Annotated in this window: 14 protein-coding genes; 7 read left to right on the forward strand and 7 right to left on the reverse strand. The window is 73.1% G+C overall.

Annotated features, from left to right (window positions below; translation table 11 throughout):
• Nucleotides 1-35 precede the first annotated feature (35 nt).
• The 4 genes from WME98_RS08315 to pilM are packed head-to-tail and all read right to left on the reverse strand — an operon-like array spanning nucleotide 36 to nucleotide 3,017.
• Nucleotides 36-680, reverse strand: coding sequence for a pilus assembly protein PilP (locus WME98_RS08315; RefSeq protein WP_437950786.1), 645 nt, complete (start codon nucleotides 678-680; stop codon nucleotides 36-38).
• Complete coding sequence (locus WME98_RS08320) at nucleotides 677-1,315, reverse strand: type 4a pilus biogenesis protein PilO (protein WP_437950787.1); 639 nt, start codon at nucleotides 1,313-1,315, stop codon at nucleotides 677-679. The genes WME98_RS08315 and WME98_RS08320 overlap by 4 nt, the downstream gene beginning before the upstream one ends.
• The gene (locus WME98_RS08325; RefSeq protein ID WP_061628343.1) at nucleotides 1,315-1,959 is read right to left on the reverse strand and encodes a PilN domain-containing protein; all 645 of its coding nucleotides are present in this window, start codon (nucleotides 1,957-1,959) and stop codon (nucleotides 1,315-1,317) included. The genes WME98_RS08320 and WME98_RS08325 overlap by 1 nt, the downstream gene beginning before the upstream one ends.
• Entirely contained in the window at nucleotides 1,956-3,017 is a 1,062-nt protein-coding gene (pilM, locus tag WME98_RS08330) for a type IV pilus assembly protein PilM (protein ID WP_061628342.1), read from the reverse strand. Before pilM ends, WME98_RS08325 begins: the two co-directional genes overlap by 4 nt.
• 293 nt (nucleotides 3,018-3,310) lie before the next feature.
• Between pilM and WME98_RS08335 the strand changes: the two genes are divergently transcribed.
• Both WME98_RS08335 and WME98_RS08340 read left to right on the forward strand, forming a co-directional pair.
• Entirely contained in the window at nucleotides 3,311-4,486 is a 1,176-nt protein-coding gene (locus tag WME98_RS08335; protein ID WP_437950788.1) for a DUF882 domain-containing protein, read from the forward strand.
• A gap of 107 nt (nucleotides 4,487-4,593) precedes the next feature.
• A complete protein-coding gene (locus WME98_RS08340; RefSeq protein ID WP_437950789.1) occupies nucleotides 4,594-5,589 on the forward strand; it encodes a sigma-70 family RNA polymerase sigma factor in 996 nt (331 codons plus the stop codon).
• Nucleotides 5,590-5,662: 73 nt separating this feature from the next.
• Here the strand turns inward: WME98_RS08340 and WME98_RS08345 are convergent, their stop codons facing one another.
• Together WME98_RS08345 and WME98_RS08350 are read right to left on the reverse strand one after the other, a co-directional pair.
• The gene (locus WME98_RS08345; RefSeq protein WP_437950790.1) at nucleotides 5,663-8,581 is read right to left on the reverse strand and encodes a hypothetical protein; all 2,919 of its coding nucleotides are present in this window, start codon (nucleotides 8,579-8,581) and stop codon (nucleotides 5,663-5,665) included.
• Entirely contained in the window at nucleotides 8,578-9,960 is a 1,383-nt protein-coding gene (locus WME98_RS08350; protein ID WP_437950791.1) for a 3-keto-5-aminohexanoate cleavage protein, read from the reverse strand. Before WME98_RS08350 ends, WME98_RS08345 begins: the two co-directional genes overlap by 4 nt.
• A 106-nt stretch (nucleotides 9,961-10,066) precedes the next feature.
• Here WME98_RS08350 and uppS point away from each other — a divergent pair, with 106 nt between their 5' ends.
• From uppS to WME98_RS08365, 3 genes are all read left to right on the forward strand, one after another.
• A complete protein-coding gene (gene uppS, locus WME98_RS08355; RefSeq protein WP_437950792.1) occupies nucleotides 10,067-10,924 on the forward strand; it encodes a polyprenyl diphosphate synthase in 858 nt (285 codons plus the stop codon).
• Nucleotides 10,925-10,927: 3 nt separating this feature from the next.
• Nucleotides 10,928-11,749, forward strand: coding sequence for a phosphatidate cytidylyltransferase (locus WME98_RS08360; protein WP_437950793.1), 822 nt, complete (start codon nucleotides 10,928-10,930; stop codon nucleotides 11,747-11,749).
• Nucleotides 11,750-11,903: 154 nt separating this feature from the next.
• Nucleotides 11,904-13,229 (forward strand): Glu/Leu/Phe/Val family dehydrogenase, encoded by a 1,326-nt coding sequence (locus tag WME98_RS08365; protein ID WP_437332891.1) that lies wholly within the window; start codon nucleotides 11,904-11,906, stop codon nucleotides 13,227-13,229.
• A gap of 75 nt (nucleotides 13,230-13,304) precedes the next feature.
• Here the strand turns inward: WME98_RS08365 and trpS are convergent, their stop codons facing one another.
• Nucleotides 13,305-14,393 (reverse strand): tryptophan--tRNA ligase, encoded by a 1,089-nt coding sequence (trpS, locus tag WME98_RS08370; RefSeq protein ID WP_061624810.1) that lies wholly within the window; start codon nucleotides 14,391-14,393, stop codon nucleotides 13,305-13,307.
• Between trpS and WME98_RS08375 the strand changes: the two genes are divergently transcribed.
• Nucleotides 14,392-14,550 carry a hypothetical protein gene (locus WME98_RS08375; protein WP_437950794.1) on the forward strand — a complete coding sequence of 53 codons (159 nt, stop codon included), beginning with the start codon at nucleotides 14,392-14,394 and terminating at the stop codon, nucleotides 14,548-14,550. The two genes, trpS and WME98_RS08375, sit on opposite strands and share 2 nt — an antisense overlap.
• Nucleotides 14,544-16,277: an ABC transporter ATP-binding protein gene (locus WME98_RS08380; protein ID WP_437950795.1), complete on the forward strand. Its 1,734-nt coding sequence runs from the start codon at nucleotides 14,544-14,546 to the stop codon at nucleotides 16,275-16,277. Before WME98_RS08375 ends, WME98_RS08380 begins: the two co-directional genes overlap by 7 nt.
• Nucleotides 16,278-16,298: the final 21 nt, after the last annotated feature.

Here is a 16,298-nt window from a genome sequence, read left to right on the forward strand (position 1 = left end):
CTTCGGGTGCCCGGATCGGGCCCAATTCGTGGCGGTCAGGGCGAACCGAAGGACGACTCTTCCGCGTCGCCGAGCGGCCTCAGCGCGATCACCCGCGTGGTCGGCGGGATCTCCGGGTGCGACGGGTCCTCGCGGATGAAGACGACGTCCGAGTCGCGGATCCGGTCGACGCGCCAGTTCACGGCCACGTCGACGCCCGTCGGGCCGCCGGCGTGCACGATCTCGGCCTTGCCGACGAAGTCGCCCACCTTCACCACCCACCCGAGCCCCGTCGGATCGGTGAGCAGCGCGCGGGCGGGGGCGCGCGAGACGACGCCGACCAGCTTGAGCTCGTCGAGCGCGAAGCGATCCACGAGCACCTGGCGCTGGATCGTCACCCGCCCCCGGGCCTGCGTGGCGAAGAGCGACTCGAAGCTCCGGAACGGGTCGCGGCTCCGGTCGCTCTCGGAGAAGTCGGCCTCCTGGAACTCCCGGAGCGGCAGCGGCGGCAGCTCGGGCGCGCCGGCGTCCGCGGACGCGGCCGCGGAGCCGGCGGCGCGCGCCGGCGAGGCGCTGGACGCCGGCTTGGCCTTCGGCGCGCTGGGCGCGATGACGTCCGCCTCGTCCTCGCACCCCGCGAGCGAGACGGCCGCGAGGGCGGTCGCCCCGAGCGCGAGCAGCATCATCCGACCGGCGTTCACCGCACACCTCCGCCGCTCCGCCGCTTCACGCCGCTCGTCGGCGTCTCCCCCGCGCGCACCGCGCGGAACGCGGTCGCGAGGCACTCCACCTGGACCTCCACGTCGGTCCCCACGGCCTTCGGCTCCTTGATCTGGACCTCCTCGAGGTTGATGATGCGATCGAGCTGCCCCACGCCGTGGAAGAACTTCGCCACCTGGTGGAACTTCCCCGAGAGCGTCAGCTTCATCGGCACCTTGGAGAAGAACTCCTGCGGGATCTCCTCGGTGGGGCTCCAGGACGTCAGGTTGACGCCGGAGACGGTCGCGACGCCCTGGATCGCGGAGAGGAAGGCCGGCGTCTCGGACTCGTCGGGGAGGATCTTCTTCTGCTCGCGGCTCAGCTGCTCGCGGCGGGTCTTCTCGTCGAGGTCCTTCTGGTAGGCGGCCTTGGACGCCTGCGCCTTCGTGAGCTCCGACTGGAGCGACTGCTGCCGCTGGACGGCGCCCTCGATCTGCGAGTCGACCTCGGCGTAGAAGCCGACGAAGTACAGGATGCCGACGAGCGCCGCGAAGAGCGCGCCGACGCCGACCTTGGCGAGCGGCGGCAGCCGGTCGAGCGCCGAGCCGGCCTGCACGGGCTGGGGCTTCGTGGCCATCAGTACCTCACCTTCAGCTGCAGCGCGAACGAGACGAGCTCGAGCCGCGACGCCTTCTCGTTCTCCTTCTTCCCCGGGAGCAGCTGCACGTCGTAGAAGTACGAGGACAGCTTGAGCCGCTGGGCGAGCTCGTAGACGTCGGTGCCGTCGCGCGCGAGCCCCTCGATGCGCACGGTCCGCTGGGACTCGACGTAGCTCGTGAGCCACAGCCGCCGGCTGTCCCAGGACGGGTTGTAGACGGCGAGCGGGTTCTCCTTGCGGAGCTGCGCGAGCTTGTCCGGGTCGGCGGTCGGCCCCTTGCCGTTCGTGAGCAGCTGCGCGAGCTCGAGCAGCACCGCCGTCGGCCCGCTGCGCGCCGCCTGGAGCTTCGCGATCGCGTCCTCGCGCGCGCGGAGGACCTCGAGCGCCTTCTTGATCTCCTCGTGGTTCGCGACGAGCGTGCGGATCTCCTGGATCTGGCTCTGGAGCACCGTGTTCTTCCGCGTCTGCTCGTCGAGCTCCTCGACCTTCGTCTGGTGGAAGAGGAAGAGGGCGACGATCTCGAGGATCACGACGCCGAGCGTGACGAGCAGCCACCGCTGGCTCGTCTGGGGCGCGGCCCCGCGCGTGCCGCGGCGCTGCGGGAGCAGGTTGACGCGGATCACGAGCGCTTCTCCCGGTCCTTGCGCATCGCGAGCCCGAGCGAGACGCAGAACTGCGCCGCCCGGAGCCGGAGCAGCTCCTGGTTGACTTCCTTCGCTTCCACGGTGATGCGCTCCATCGGCTGGATCAGCTCGACGGCCACCCGGGCGCGCCGCCCGATCGCCGCGGGCAGCGCCGGCAGGTTGGACGAGCCGCCGGTCAGGTAAATGCGGTGCATGTCGCCCTCACCGCTCGTGGCCAGGAAGAAGTCGAGCGAGCGCTGGATCTCCCCGGCGATGGAGTCGCACACCTGCTCGATGGTCTCGATGACCTGGGCGGGCACGCCGCCCGGGCCCGAGGTCACGCTGGCGCACTTGAACTCCTCGGCCTGCTCGAAGCTGATGCCGAGCTTCCGCTGGATCTGCTCGGTGATGTAGTTGCCGCCGTTGCCGATGTCGCGGGTGAACGCGCTCGCGCCGCGCGACACGATGTTGATCGACGCGAGGCTCGCGCCGACGTTGATGATCGCGAACGTCTGGTCCGGCGGGATGCCGCGGTTCACCTCGAACAGGTTCTGGACGGTGAACGCGTCGATATCGACCACCATGGGCTTGAGCTTCGCGTTCCTGGCGATCTGGGTGTAGTCGTTGATCTCGTCGCGCTTGGCCGCGACGAGCAGGAGGTCCATCTGCCCGGCCTCGGGGCGGCGGCGCAGCACCTCGTAGTCGACGTGCACGTCCTTGATGTCGAAGGGGATGTGCTGCTCGGCCTCCCACTGGATCTGCTCGTCGAGCTCCGCGGCGGTCATGAGCGGCACCGTGATCTTGCGGATGATGACCGCCTGGCCGCTGATGCTGAGCGCGATCTCGCGCTGGCGGATCTTGGCCTCGGAGAAGGCGCGGCCGAGCGCCTCGACGATGGCCTGCGCGTTCATGACGTGGCCGTCGACGATGGCCTGCGGCGCGAGCGGCGCGTAACCGAGCCGCACGAGGCCGTAGCCCTTACGGCCCTCCTTGATCTGAGCGATCTTGATCGCGCTCGATCCGATGTCGACCCCGACCAAGTTCTTGCCTTCCGACATCCCGTCCGTCCCGATCCGCGCCCGCCTTGATGAAGAAAGAGAGGGCCGGGCCGCGTTGCCCGGCTCCCGGGCGCCCGATCCTCTCTGATCCCTTGTGGCCGCTTCTGGCGAAGCTTCGCACCACCGCCGATCGCGGGGCAAAAAACCGCTTTACGCTTGCCTCTCGCCCGCCTATCGAAGCTCGATACGCGGCACGGCGCCGCCGGTCGGCCCGGCAGGCGCGCGCCAGCCCAGGGTAGCACTGTCCGGGGCTCGGTCGTCGGGCACGGATGACGTCAGGTCAGAGTCCCCTCATGCATCCGGAGATCTCCCGTTTCTGCGGCACGCTCGGCCTCCGCGCCGGGGCCGCGATGGAGCCCCGCCCGCGGTCGTCGCGGCTGCGCTCCGTGGTCGCCGCCCTCGCGGCGGCCCTTCTCCTGAGCGCCGCGCCCGGCGAGGCGCTCGCCGAGGACGGCCAGCACACCGTCTACGCCGGCCAGACGCTCGGCAAGATCGCGAAGCGGTACCGGATCACGGTCGACGCGCTCCGCGAGGCGAACGGGCTCAAGCCTGGCCAGCGGATCCACCCGGGCCTCGTCCTCGTGATCCCCGAGCGGGGCAAGCCCGGCGCGCGCCCGCCGCGGGGTGCGCCCGGCCGGGCGGCCGCCCTGCGCGACGAGCCGGAGCGGAGCCGCGGCGCGAGCGCGAAGGAGCGGGCCGCCGAGGCCGGCCCCCGGGGCAAGGGGTCGGCGAAGCGCGACGCGAAGGCCGACCCCCGGTCGCTGCCGCCGAGCAAGCGCTACGTGCAGCGGCCCAAGCGCCCCGGCTGGGTCCGCCTGGTGCGCGGCACCGAGCGGCTCGAGCTCCGGCTGCTCACGCCGAAGGGGCGCCTCGTCCCCAAGTCCCTCCCCAAGCTCAGCCGGCTGATGCGCGCGTCCCCCACCGCCTCGATCCCGATCGATCCGCGCCTGGCCACGCTGATCGGTATGGTGAGCGACCACTTCGGCGGCAGGACCATCCGCGTCGTCAGCGGCTATCGGCCCTACTCTCCGACCCAGTACACCCCGCACTCCAACCACAATTTCGGTCGCGCGATCGATTTCATGGTCGAGGGCGTGCCCAACACCGTGGTCCGCGATTTCTGCCGCGGTTTTCGCAACGCGGGTGTGGGATACTACCCCAACTCGACGTTCGTTCACCTGGATGTTCGATCAGATAAGGTCTACTGGGTGGATTACTCAGGTCCTGGAGAGGCGCCGCGCTACGAGGGCGCGAGGGGCGCTGTCGCGGCCGACGAGGCGGCGCGCGATGTCCCCGTATCGGCCGAAGAAGAAGTGTATGGGTCAGGGGAACCCCGCCCCACCCAGCCGCAAGGGTCGAATATTACAGGGACAAATTCGGACGCGGGGCGCGGCGGCAGCGAACCGCAGAAGGGTGTGGGTGCAGGAGCACCCACCTCGGCTCCGGCCGCTTCAGCGGCGGGGAAGTGAACCGTCGAGGCCGCTGGCTACTCTCCACACACTGAACATCCGCACCAGACACAATTGCACGGCTCTACCTTGCACGCTGCGAGAGTTGTGGCACCAATCCACCTCACGTGCAGCAATCGACCCGACTGCAGCGGGAGGAGTTCGCTCCTCCGAGGCCACTCCTTCCGTGTTGTGACGCGGAGGAGTTTGTCCAGCCGGTCATCCTGGGCGAGACCTGCCCGGTCGTCACGTGTGACCGCGCGCTGATCGAAGCGCCAGGCGCGCTCGGGCTCGATGCGCACGATGATGCGCCGGACGCCCCCAAGCAGGAGCCCGGCGCGGCGCTGGCGCACGACGCCTGGGAGCCCGCCGAGCTCACGTCGAGCTGCGCGCACGACGCCTGGGACTCCGGGGAGGCCCCGTCCCCCTGCAGGTACGAGGAGGGGTGGCAGGCCGCGGAGCCGGACCCCCACGCGAGCTGTCCGCCGTGCTGTACCGACGCGGCCTGCGCGAGCGGGCCGCAGCGCCGCGAGCAGACGTGCGCGCCGCTCCGCGCGGAGGTGCTGAAGGGGTACTTCCCGCTCGTCCGGAAGCTGGTGCGCCAGGTGTCGCGCCACCTGCCGCCCAACGTGCAGCGCGACGATCTGCTCAGCGCGGGGATGCTCGGGCTCGTCGACTCGCTCCGCAAGAACGGCGGGAGCGACGGCGAGACGTTCGCCGGCTACGCGAAGCTCCGGATCCGCGGGGCGATCGTCGACGAGCTCCGCGCGCAGGACTGGCTCTCGCGGCGGGCGCGCGAGGCGGTCGAGGCCGGGGCCGCCGGCAAGGTCGGCGGCACGACCGTCTTCGTGAGCCTGAGCGAGGTGACCCCCGCGGAGGAGTCGGTGCACATGGCCGGCGGGGACGACCCGATCGAGGCGATCTCGGCGCAGGCGACCCGGCGCGCCCTGTCCTTCGCCATCGCGCAGCTCCCCGAGCGGGAGCGGCGCGTGATCGGCATGTACTACTTCGAGGGGGCGAAGCTGAAGGACATCGGCGCGGAGCTCGGGGTCGGCGAGCCGCGCGTATCGCAGCTGCACACGCGCGCGCTCGGGATGCTGCGCGGCATGCTGTCCCACGCCTGACCGCGGCCCCGGCCGCGGCGTGACCGCGGCCCCGGCCGCGGCGTGACCGCGGCCCCGCCGGAGCCGCGGCCGCTCAGGGGCGCGCCGGATCGGTGAGCCGCCGCGCCCGGCCGGGCATCGCGAGGCCGACCGCGAAGAGCGCGGTCTCCTCGTAGGCCGGCTGCAGCGCCGGGTCGCCGGCGGCGCGGTGCACGAAGGCGTTGCGGTGCGCGCCGCGATCGAGCGCGACCACGCGCGCGCAGCCGAGGTCGAGCAGCGCCTCGGTCGTCGCCTCGTCGCTGTCGAACGTCGTCGTGGCCACGAGGAGCGTCCCGTCGTCGAGCGCGCACGCGGCGCTGCGCCGGCGCATCGTGCCGATCTCGCGCGCCTCGGGCCGCAGCCTGCCGTCGTCGGCGGTGAGCGGCAGCTCGGTCGCGTCCGTGCCCGGCCCGATCTCGACGCCGCCGGCCGGGCGGATCTCGACGCGGCCGCCGCGGACCAGCAAGAGGCCCCCCTCGCCCCGGAAGCGGAGCCCGACGGTGCCGCCCACGGCGAGCCCGCGCGGGCCGCGCCGCCGGCCGGTGCCGACGCCGATCGCCGCCATGACGCGCGCCCGCTCGTCGGCCGGGACCTCGGCGTCGAGCTTCGGCGCGGTCCGCGGCGAGATCTCGCGCGAGCCGACGCGGAGGCGGAAGAGGAACCGATCCGGCGCGAAGGCGTGGAGGCGGACCTGCGCGCCGAGGTGCACGGAGCTCGCCGCGTACACGGCCGGGCTCCACGCCGGCGGCGGCTGCGCGCCGCCGTCCGCGGCCCAGCCGACGCGCTCGCCCGGGAGCGACAGATCGGGCGCCGGCGGACCGTCCGTCGAGCGCGACTCGAAGTAGAGGAACGGGCCCGGGGACGCCGCCGCGACGTGCGCCGGCGGCGCGAGCGACATCTCCGGCGCGAGGCGCTCCGCGACCAGGCCGCCGTCCTCCCGGCGGCTCAGGAAGGCGACGCCGAGCGGATCCGGCGCCCGGCCCAGCGAGACGCCGGCGAGGCACCGGGCGCGCTCGAGCGCCGCCCGCATCGCGGCGGCGTCGGCGGCGCCGCTCCACGCGTGGATCACGAAGCCGCGATCGGTCATGCAGAGCGCCGAGCGCTCGACGACGAGGTCGTCGCCGTCGCCGGGCGAGAGCGCCTCGCCGGCCGGGGCGCGCTCGGCGGGGGGGCCGGCCAGCGCCGGGAGCGCCGGCGCGGGGCTCGCGGGGCTCGCCGCCTCGAAGAGCGACGGCCCCTGCCAGAGCGCCCAGGGGAAGCGCCGGCCGCCGCCGTCGCGGAGATCGCGGGGGCTCGCCGCCGGCGGGCCCTGCCAGAGCGCCCAGGGCACGCGCGCGACGTCGCCGCCGGAGGGCCACGCGCCGAAGTACGGCCGGCCCGAGAGATCGACCCCGATCGTGGCCGCACCGTCGCGCGGCGGCACGAGCGCGCGCCCGCCGACGACCATGCCGAGCGCCCCGGCGCCCGCGGGGGGCGCGGCCGCGGGGGGCGCGGCCGCGGGGGGCGCGGCCGCGGGGGGCGCGCCCGGGCCGCGCGCGCCGACGCCGAGGCCGATGGCCCCGCGGAGCGTCGCCGCGTCGGGGAGCCGCCCCGTGCCGTGCGGGCCGACGGTCGGCCTTGGCGCCTCGAAGCCGGCCTGCAAGGTGAACTTGACGTGCCGCGTGTCGATCGCGAGCAGGTGGACGCGCACGTGCTCCCGCTGCGGATCGGGGCGGAGGGTCGTCGCGGCGAAGGGGCTCCACGGGCGCTGCGGGTCGCCCTCGGCGCCGGGGAGCACGCGCGGGAGCGAGGGCGAGACGAGCACCCAGCCCCCCTCCCCCGGGAGCGGGGGCTGGATCGCGGGCTCGACCTGGGGCGGAGGCCAGAGCGACGGCCACCCCTCCGGCGCGGGCTCCGGCGCGGCGGCGCCGTGGGTCAGGTACGCGGCGGCCGGCGCGGGGCGGACGCCCGCCGCGGCGCGGCCCGCGGCAAGCGCGAGCCGCTCGACCGCGGCGGCCGCCCCCGGGCCGAGCAGGCGCCCGGCGGACGGCCCGGCGAGCTCCAGGAACGACGGCGCGCGGCGCGGGAGGTGGTGCGCGCGGGCGCCGAACGGATCGCGGCCGCCCGTGTCGACCTCGCCGGTGCCGGCGTTGAGCGCCGCCGGCACCGCCTCCGGCCCGAGGGCCATCACCAGGCCCTCGTCGACGAGGTCGAGCCGCGCCGACGCGGGCGGGGTGTCGAAGACGATCTCGGTGCGCGACGCGCCGTCGGCGCTCCCGGTCTCGAGCCAGCCGTCGAGCGCCGCGCGGAGCCGCTCGCCGAGGGGCCGAGGCCCCGGCGCGCCGCCGCCGAGATCGAGCAGCGTGATCCCCTGGACGACGCCGAAGGCGGAGGTGGTCACCGCGACGCGGCGGCCGCGGGCGACCAGGTTGCGGTCGTCGCCGAGGGGCGTGTCGGTCAGGTTGCGGACGCCGCCCAGGCTCACCGGCCGGCCGGAGCGGGTGAGGCGCACGCGCGCGCGGTACAGGTCGGCGGCGCCGCGCCCATCCGGCGCGCGCTCGGCGCCGCGCTCGTCGGGCGCAGGCCCGGCGCCCGCGGCAGGCCCGGCGCTCGCGGCAGGCCCCGCGCTCGCGGCAGGCCCGGCGCCCGCGGCAGGCCCGGCGCCCGCGGCAGGCCCGGCGCCCGCGGCAGGCCCGGCGCCGCGCTCGTCGGGCGCGGGCTCGCCGTCCGGCGGCCGCGGGACGCCCAGGAACAGCACCCGGCGGCCGAGCAGCGCGTCGGAGAGGAACCCGCCGCGCTCCTCCCAGACGAAATCGTCCGGGCTGACGGCGCCGCCGATCGCGTCGCCGAGCATCCCGGCGATGGCGTCGGCGGTCCGCGCCGGCGGGGGCGGCGTCGAGAGCCGCGCGACGGCCCCGAGCAGGGCGACGCCGAGCGCGACCGGGAGCCGGCCCCGGAGGTGATCGATCCAGGTGGAGAGCGGCCGTTCGGTCATCCCTGCGCGAGCGCGCTCCCTCCTCCAGCAGCGCCGGCCTGGGCCGCCGCGGCGCGCGGGCGGATCCCGAGGAGCTGGCGCGCGCGGTCCGGATCGACCACCTCTCGGCCGACGCTCCGCGCGAAGGCCGCGGCGCGCGCGACGAGCGGCGCGCTCCCCTCCGCCAGCACCCCCTTCTCCAGGTAGATGTTGTCCTCCAGCCCGACCCGCGCGTGCCCGCCGAGCTGCATGGCGAGCTCGGTCATCGGGCGCTGGTGCCGGCCGACGGCGGCGACCCCCCAGCTCGAGCCTCGCGGGATCTGGCTGATCATGAACCGGAGCACGTCCTCGCGCGCCGCGATGCCGCCGGGCACGCCGAGCACGAACTGGAAGTGGAGCGGCTCGGCGAGGAGCCCCTCGGCGAGCAAGCTGAGCGCCTCATGGATATGGCCGACCTCATAGCACTCGAGCTCGGGAATGCTCCCCGCCTCGCGGATCCGGGCCGCCATGTCCCGGATGAGCGGCCGGGCGTTGTCGAAGATCCCGTCGCCGAAGTTGAGCGTGCCGCAGTTCAGGGTGGCCATCTCGGGGCGGCAGAGCAGCGGCTGGGCGCGCTCGTCGACGCCCATCCCGACGGCGCCGCCGGTCGACGTCTGGACGATGACGTCGGTCTTCTCCTGGATGGCGGCGATCGCCTCGGCGAAGAGGGCGCGCGACTGGCTCGGCGTCCCGTCCGGGTTCCGGACGTGCAGGTGGACCACCGCGGCGCCCGCGTCCCGGCAGCGCGCCGCCTCGTCGGCGAGCTCGCGCGCCGTGACCGGCAGGTGCGGCGTCTGCGCCCGCGTCGTCTCGGCGCCGACGATCGCCGCGGTCAGGATCAGGGCGCTCTCGGGCGGCGTGACGATGATCCGCGGGGGCGGCGTGATGATCGGCCGCGGCTCCGGGAGCTGCGCGTGGTCCGGGGGCGGCGCCGACAGCGCCGGCAGGACGAGGCGCGGCCGTCGCTGGAGCTCCTTCGGGACGACACAGGTGCCGAGGGCACGGCAGACGATGACCGGCTCGGCCAGCGCGTCCGCCGCCGAGGGCGCCACCCCGGGTTCGCGGACGCTGGCGACGACCTTGCGCGCCTCGAAGGCCATGGCGCGCGACGTGGCGCCGACCTTCGTGACCACCCCGGTCGCCTCGATGAAGTCGCCTGCTCGGACCGGGGCGAGGAACTCGACCGCCTCGTACGCACGGAACAGCCCCTCGTCGCCGTCCAGACGGATGAGGAGCTCGGTGGCGACGTCGCCGAAGAGCGCGAGAATACGCGCGCCATCGCACAGCTCCCCCGCGTAATGTGCGTCGTGCGCGCCCATCCTGACGCGCAGCGTGACCGTGAGACCAACCCCAGTGCTCATGGGCGTGAAGACTCAACAGTCGACAGTCGTTAGTCAACAAGGGAAACTCCCCCAGCCGATGAACCTCGTAGAAGCCAGAAATCTCCCGCGCCACGTCGGAATCATCATGGATGGCAACGGCCGCTGGGCGGAGCTGCGCGGCGAGCCGCGCGAGGCCGGGCACAAGGCCGGCAGCGCCGCCGTGCGGCGCATCGTGCGCGTCTGCCGGAGGCTCGGCGTGGAGGCGCTGACGCTGTACGCGTTCAGCGAGCAGAACTGGGCGCGGCCCCGGAACGAGGTCGACGCGCTCATGGGCCTCCTGCGCGAGTTCCTGATGAGCGAGCGCTGCGAGATCCTCGAGAACGACATCCGCCTGGTCGCGATCGGCGACATCAGCCGGCTCCCCGAGCCCGTGCGCGACGTGCTCGATCCGCTCCGGAAGGCGTCCGCCACGAACCGGCAGATGACGCTCGCGCTGGCGCTGTCCTACGGGGCGCGCGAGGAGATCGCCGCCGCGGCGCGCGAGCTCGCGATGGAGGCGGTCGCCGGCAGGCTCGATCCGGAGGCGATCGACGGGGCGCTGCTCGCCGCGCGGCTGCCGAGCCTGAGCGTGGGCGAGCCGGACCTCATCATCCGCACCGGCGGCGAGCAGCGGCTCTCCAACTTCCTGCTCTACGGGGCCGCGTACGCCGAGCTGTCGTTCACGGAGCGGCTGTGGCCGGACTTCACCGAGGACGACCTCTTCGACGCGATCGCGGCCTACCAGGAGCGCGTCCGCGCCGCCGGGCCCGCGGACGAGGCCGAGGGCGGCGGCACGGACGAGGCCGAGGGCGGCGGCGCGGACGAGGCCGAGGGCGGCGGCGCGGACGAGGCCGAGGGCGGCGGCGCGGACGAGCCGGCCCGCGCGAGCGGCGCGCTCGGCGCGGGGAGGCCGTGGCGCGCGCGCGAGGTCGCCTCTCACAACGGCTCACGGACGGGGGTCTGACGCTTGGCTGCTTCCAACCTCACGATGCGGGTCCTCACCGCGATCGTGGCCGCTCCGCTCCTCCTCTCGCTGCTCTACCTCGGCCCGAGCTGGGGGTGGGCCGCGCTCGTCGCGGTCGCCTCCGCCATCGGCGCGCTCGAGTTCTTCGCGATGACCCACGCGGACGACCGCGCGGCGCGCGTCGCCGGCGTGGCGCTCACCCTCGGCGTGCTCGGCGTGCTCTGGCGCTTCGGCGGCTCGCCGGCCGCGCTGCTCGCGCTGATCTTCCTGCTGCCGTTCGTCGCGATGCTCGTCACGCTGGTGCGCCTCGGCGACATGCGCACCGCGGCGCTGCGCGTGCTGGCGATGACCTTCGGCCCGCTCTACGTGGGCGGCGGGCTCGGCGCGCTGGCGCTGCTCCGGCGCGACGCCGGCGCCGACGGCCCCTCGTTCGTGGTGCTGGCGCTGCTGCTCTCCTGGTTCTCCGACACCGGCGCCTACTTCGCCGGCCGCTTCCTCGGCCGGCGCAAGCTCTACGAGGCGGTGAGCCCGAAGAAGACCGTCGAGGGCGCCCTCGGCGGCCTGCTCTTCGCGGTGCTCGGCGCGCTGCTCGCCCACTTCTGGTTCCTCCGGTCGCTGCCGCTCGTCGACGGGCTCGCGCTCGCGATCGTCGCGGGCGGCCTCGGTCAGGCGGGGGACCTCGGGGAGTCCCTGTTCAAGCGCTCCTTCGGGATCAAGGACTCGGGCGGGATCGTGCCCGGCCACGGCGGCATCCTCGACCGGGTCGACGCCCTGCTCGTCACCGGGACCATCACGTATCTCTACGTCCTCTGGTCGCGATCGTGAGCGGCGTCGCGCCGGCGCAGCGCCCGCGCGGCGCCGCGCCGCGTACTGCCGAGCTGACGCAATGCCCCGGCCGTCTGCAACCGCGTGACGCGCCGCATGATTGCGCTCGACACATTGAACTGGGCCGCGCCGCGCACTAGAAAGTTACAGAGCCATGGAAGATCAAGTCAGTACCAAGAACACGACTCCGCCGGTGAGCGGCGCTGCTGCTCCGGGCCATAAGCACAAATACGAGTTCTTCAAAGTCGTCCAGGGTTATCTCGACGAGGCCGCCCGCCTGATCGAGCTGCCGGGGTACATCACCACGATCCTGAGCCAGCCCAAGAACGAGATCATCGTCAATTTCCCCGTACGGATGGATGACGGCAGCATCCGGCTCTTCAAGGGTTACCGGATCCAGCACAACAACCTCCTCGGGCCGTTCAAGGGGGGCATTCGCTACCACGAGACGGTGTCGCTCGACGACCTCAAGGCGCTCGCCGCGATGATGACGTGGAAGTGCGCGCTCATGAACCTGCCGCTCGGCGGCGGCAAGGGGGGCATCAAGTTCAACCCGAACGAGGTGTCGCGCGCCGAGCTCCAGCGCATCACGCGCCGCTTCTTCCATGCGCTCGGCTCGAACATCGGCCCGGAGACGGACATCCCTGCGCCCGACGTCGGCACCGACGCGAAGACCATGGCGTGGGCCATGGACACGTACATGAACACCGTCGGGCAGCTCTTCAAGCAGGCGGTGAAGGGCGTCGTGACCGGCAAGCCGGTGGCGTCGGGCGGCACGTACGGGCGCGAGAAGGCCACCGGGCAGGGCGTCGTCCACTGCATCACCGAGTGGGCCGAGGACAACGACGTGAACCTCGGCGGCGCGACGCTGCTCGTGCAGGGGTTCGGCAACGTCGGCTCGAACACGGCCGTGCTCCTGTCGAAGCTCGGCGCCTCGACCGTCGCGGTCGGCGACCACACCGGGTACCTCTACAATCCGGAGGGGTTCAATCCGCACAAGCTTCAGGACTACGTGAAGAAGCACCGCTCGATCGCGGGCTACCCGGCGGGCAAGCCGATCAGCCGCGAGGAGTTCTTCCGGCTCAAGGCGGACATCTTCATCCCGGCGGCCCTGGAGAACCAGGTCGGGGTGGAGGAGGCGAGCTGGCTGCAGGTCCGGCTCGTGGCCGAGGGCGCGAACGGGCCGTGCACGCCCGAGGGGGAGAAGGTCCTCTTGGAGCGCGGGATCGACATCCTGCCGGACGTCCTCGCCAACTCGGGTGGCGTCACGGTGAGCTACTACGAGTGGGTGCAGAACAAGCGGTCCGAGACGTGGACGCTCGAGGAGGTCGACGCCCGGCTCGAGAAGGCGATGAAGCGCGCCTACCGCGAGGTGACCGAGATGGCGCGGCAGAAGAAGTGCACGCTGCGCCTCGCCGCCTACGCCGTGGCGCTGCAGCGGCTCGCGGCCGTGTACGGCGAGCGCGAGATCTTCCCGTGAGGCGGGGCGCGGCCCGCGCGGCGCGGGGGCGCCCCCGCGCCGCGCGCGGCTGAGCCACCGGCGACGCGGGGCGAATCAGAGACCGAGCGTGCGCCGGCCGATATCCATCCTCATCTTCTGCTTGGCGAGGTAGAGCGTCTCCTCGGCCACCGCGTTGGCGCGCGCCGCGTGCTCCCGCAGGATGTCCAGGACCAGATCGTCGCCGCCGGGTCTGTCGTACTCGGCGCGGCGGGCGCGCATCGGGCCGAGGAGCTCGTCGATCGCCGCCGTGATCTCGGCCTTGATGTGGCCGTCCCCGATGTTGTCCCCCCGGCTGTAGCGTTCCTCGAGCGCCTGGACCCGCGCCGGATCCTTGATGAACGCGCGCACGTACTGGAACAGGGAGCTCGTGATGTCGCCCGGGTCGGTCATGCTCTGCCGGCCGGTGTAGAGCGCACCCACCTTCTTCTTGATCTCTTTGGTGCTGTCCGAGAGGAAGATGGCGTTGTTGAGGCTCTTCGACATCTTGTGGACGCCGTCGGTGCCGACCAGCCTGCCGACGCGGCCCACGAGCGGCGCGGGGATCGGGAACAGGCCTCCCGCGGTGACGTGCGCCTCGTCGTCGAGCGCCGGATCGACGTCGCAGTAGACGTGGTTGAAGCGCCGCGCGACCTCGCGGCACATCTCGAGGTGGGCGACCTGATCCTCGCCGACCGGGACGAGCGCGGGGCGGAAAGCGAGGATGTCGGCGCACTGCCCGACCGCGTACAGCGGAAACCCGAAGCTATACTTGTCGCCGAGCCCCTTGGTCTCGATCTCGTGCTTGAGCGTCGGGTTCCGCATCACCCGGTTGAAGGGGAGCTGCATCGCGAGGAACCACGTGAGCTCGGCGATCGCGGGGACCTCGCTCTGGAGGACGAGCGTGGAGCGCTCGGGATCGATGCCCGCGGCCAACCAGTCTTTGACGATCTCCAGCATGTCGCGGCGGATGTCGTCCGGCCGGTCCGCGCGCGTCGTGAACGCATGGACGTTGGCGATGAGGAGGTAGCACTCGTAGCTGTCCTGGAGGCGGACGCGGTTCTCGATGGATCCGACCCAGTGGCCGACGTGGAGGCGCCCGGTGGGCGTGTCTCCGGTGAGGATGCGGGGGCGACCGGGCTGGGCGGAAGGGCTGGAGGAGCTCATGGCCAAGATCGCCGCTCTCATAGCACCGCTCGCGCATGGCGTCGCTCGCGGACACGCGCCCGCGGATCGCCGAGGCATGACCTTGACCGCCGCGGAGGTCGTGACGATCCTGCTCGGCGCCATCCGCCGCCGCTCCGAAGAGGAGGAGCCTTGCTGAGGCAGCTATTGCGCCGTTTCTTGCGCCCGCAGGCGCCCTTGCTCGCGATCGTCGTCGCGCTCCAGCTCGTGGCGACGCTCGCTTCGCTGTACCTGCCGAGCCTGAACGCCGACATCATCGATCACGGCATCGCCGCCGGTGACACGCCGCGGATCCTGGAGCTCGGCGCGATCATGCTCGCGATCACCGGCGTCCAGATCGTGTGCTCGGTCGCCGCGAACTACGCCGGCGCGCGCGCCGCGATGAGCTTCGGCCGCGACCTGCGCGCGGCGGTGTTCCACCGCGTCGGCGAGTTCTCCGCGCGCGAGCTGTCGCGGTTCGGCGCGCCGTCGCTCATCACGCGCACGACCAACGACGTCCAGCAGGTGCAGATGGTGGTGATGATGGGCAGTACGATGCTCGTCCTCTCGCCGATCATGTGCGTCGGCGGCGTCGTGATGGCGCTGCGCGAGGACAGGTCGCTCGCCTGGCTGCTCGCGATCGCGGTGCCGCTCCTGGCGGGCGCCGTCGTCGCGATCATGTCGCGGATGGTGCCGCAGTTCCGGCGGATGCAGCCCCTCATCGACGCGGTGAACCGCGTGCTCCGCGAGCAGATCACCGGCGTGCGCGTGATCCGCGCCTTCGTCCGCGAGCGCGCCGAGGCGGCGCGCTTCGATCGCGCGAACGGCGACCTCACCGAGGCCGCGCTGCACATCGGGCGCCTGCAAGCGATGATGTTCCCGACCGTCATGTTCGTGTTCAACGCTTCGAGCGTCGCCGTCCTGTGGTTCGGCGCGCACCAGATCGCGGACGGCAGGCTCGCGATCGGCTCGATGACGGCCTTCCTCGCCTACCTGACGCAGATCCTCATGGCGGTGATGATGGTGACGTTCATGGCCGTCATGCTGCCGCGCGCGGCCGCGTGCTCGGAGCGCATCCTCGAGGTGCTGGACACCGAGCCGTCCGTGCGCGCCCCCGACCAGCCCGTGACGCTCGTCGAGCCGGCCGGCGTCGTCGAGCTGCGAGACGTCGAGTACCGATATCCGGGCGCCGAGCTGCCCGTCCTGCGCGGCATCTCGTTCGTCGCGCGCCCCGGGCAGGTCACCGCGATCGTCGGCAGCACCGGCTCGGGCAAGACCACGCTGCTCGACCTGATCGCGCGGCTCATCGATCCGACGAGCGGCGAGGTCCGGCTCGACGGCGTCGACGCGCGCATGCTCGCCCTCGAGGCGGTGTGGTCGTGCATCGGGCTCGTGCCGCAGCGACCCTTCCTGTTCTCCGGCACGGTGGCCTCGAACCTGCGCTACGGCGACCCCGCGGCGACCGACGAGCAGCTCTGGGCGGCGCTCGCCGCCGCGCAGGCGCGCGACTTCGTCGAGGCCATGCCGCACAAGCTCGACACGCCGATCGGGCAGGGCGGCACGAACGTCTCCGGCGGCCAGCGCCAGCGGCTCTCGATCGCCCGCGCCCTGCTGCGCCGGCCGCGCGTGTTCCTGTTCGACGACGCCTTCTCCGCGCTCGACGTCGCGACCGAGGCCCGGCTGCGGGCGGCGCTCGCCGAGCGCACGCGCGCCGCCACGGTGATCGTCGTCGCGCAGCGCGTGTCGAGCATCGTCGACGCGGACCAGATCCTCGTGCTCGACGGCGGCGAGCTCGTCGGCCAGGGCAAGCACGGCGAGCTGCTCGCGTCGTGCCCGACGTACGCGGAGATCGTGGCCTCGCAGCGCGAGGCGGCGGTGGCCGCGTGAGCGCGCGTCGCGCCGGTCCCC

The organism is Sorangium sp. So ce296, assembly GCF_051529605.1.
Taxonomy (GTDB): domain Bacteria; phylum Myxococcota_A; class Polyangia; order Polyangiales; family Polyangiaceae; genus Sorangium; species Sorangium cellulosum_D.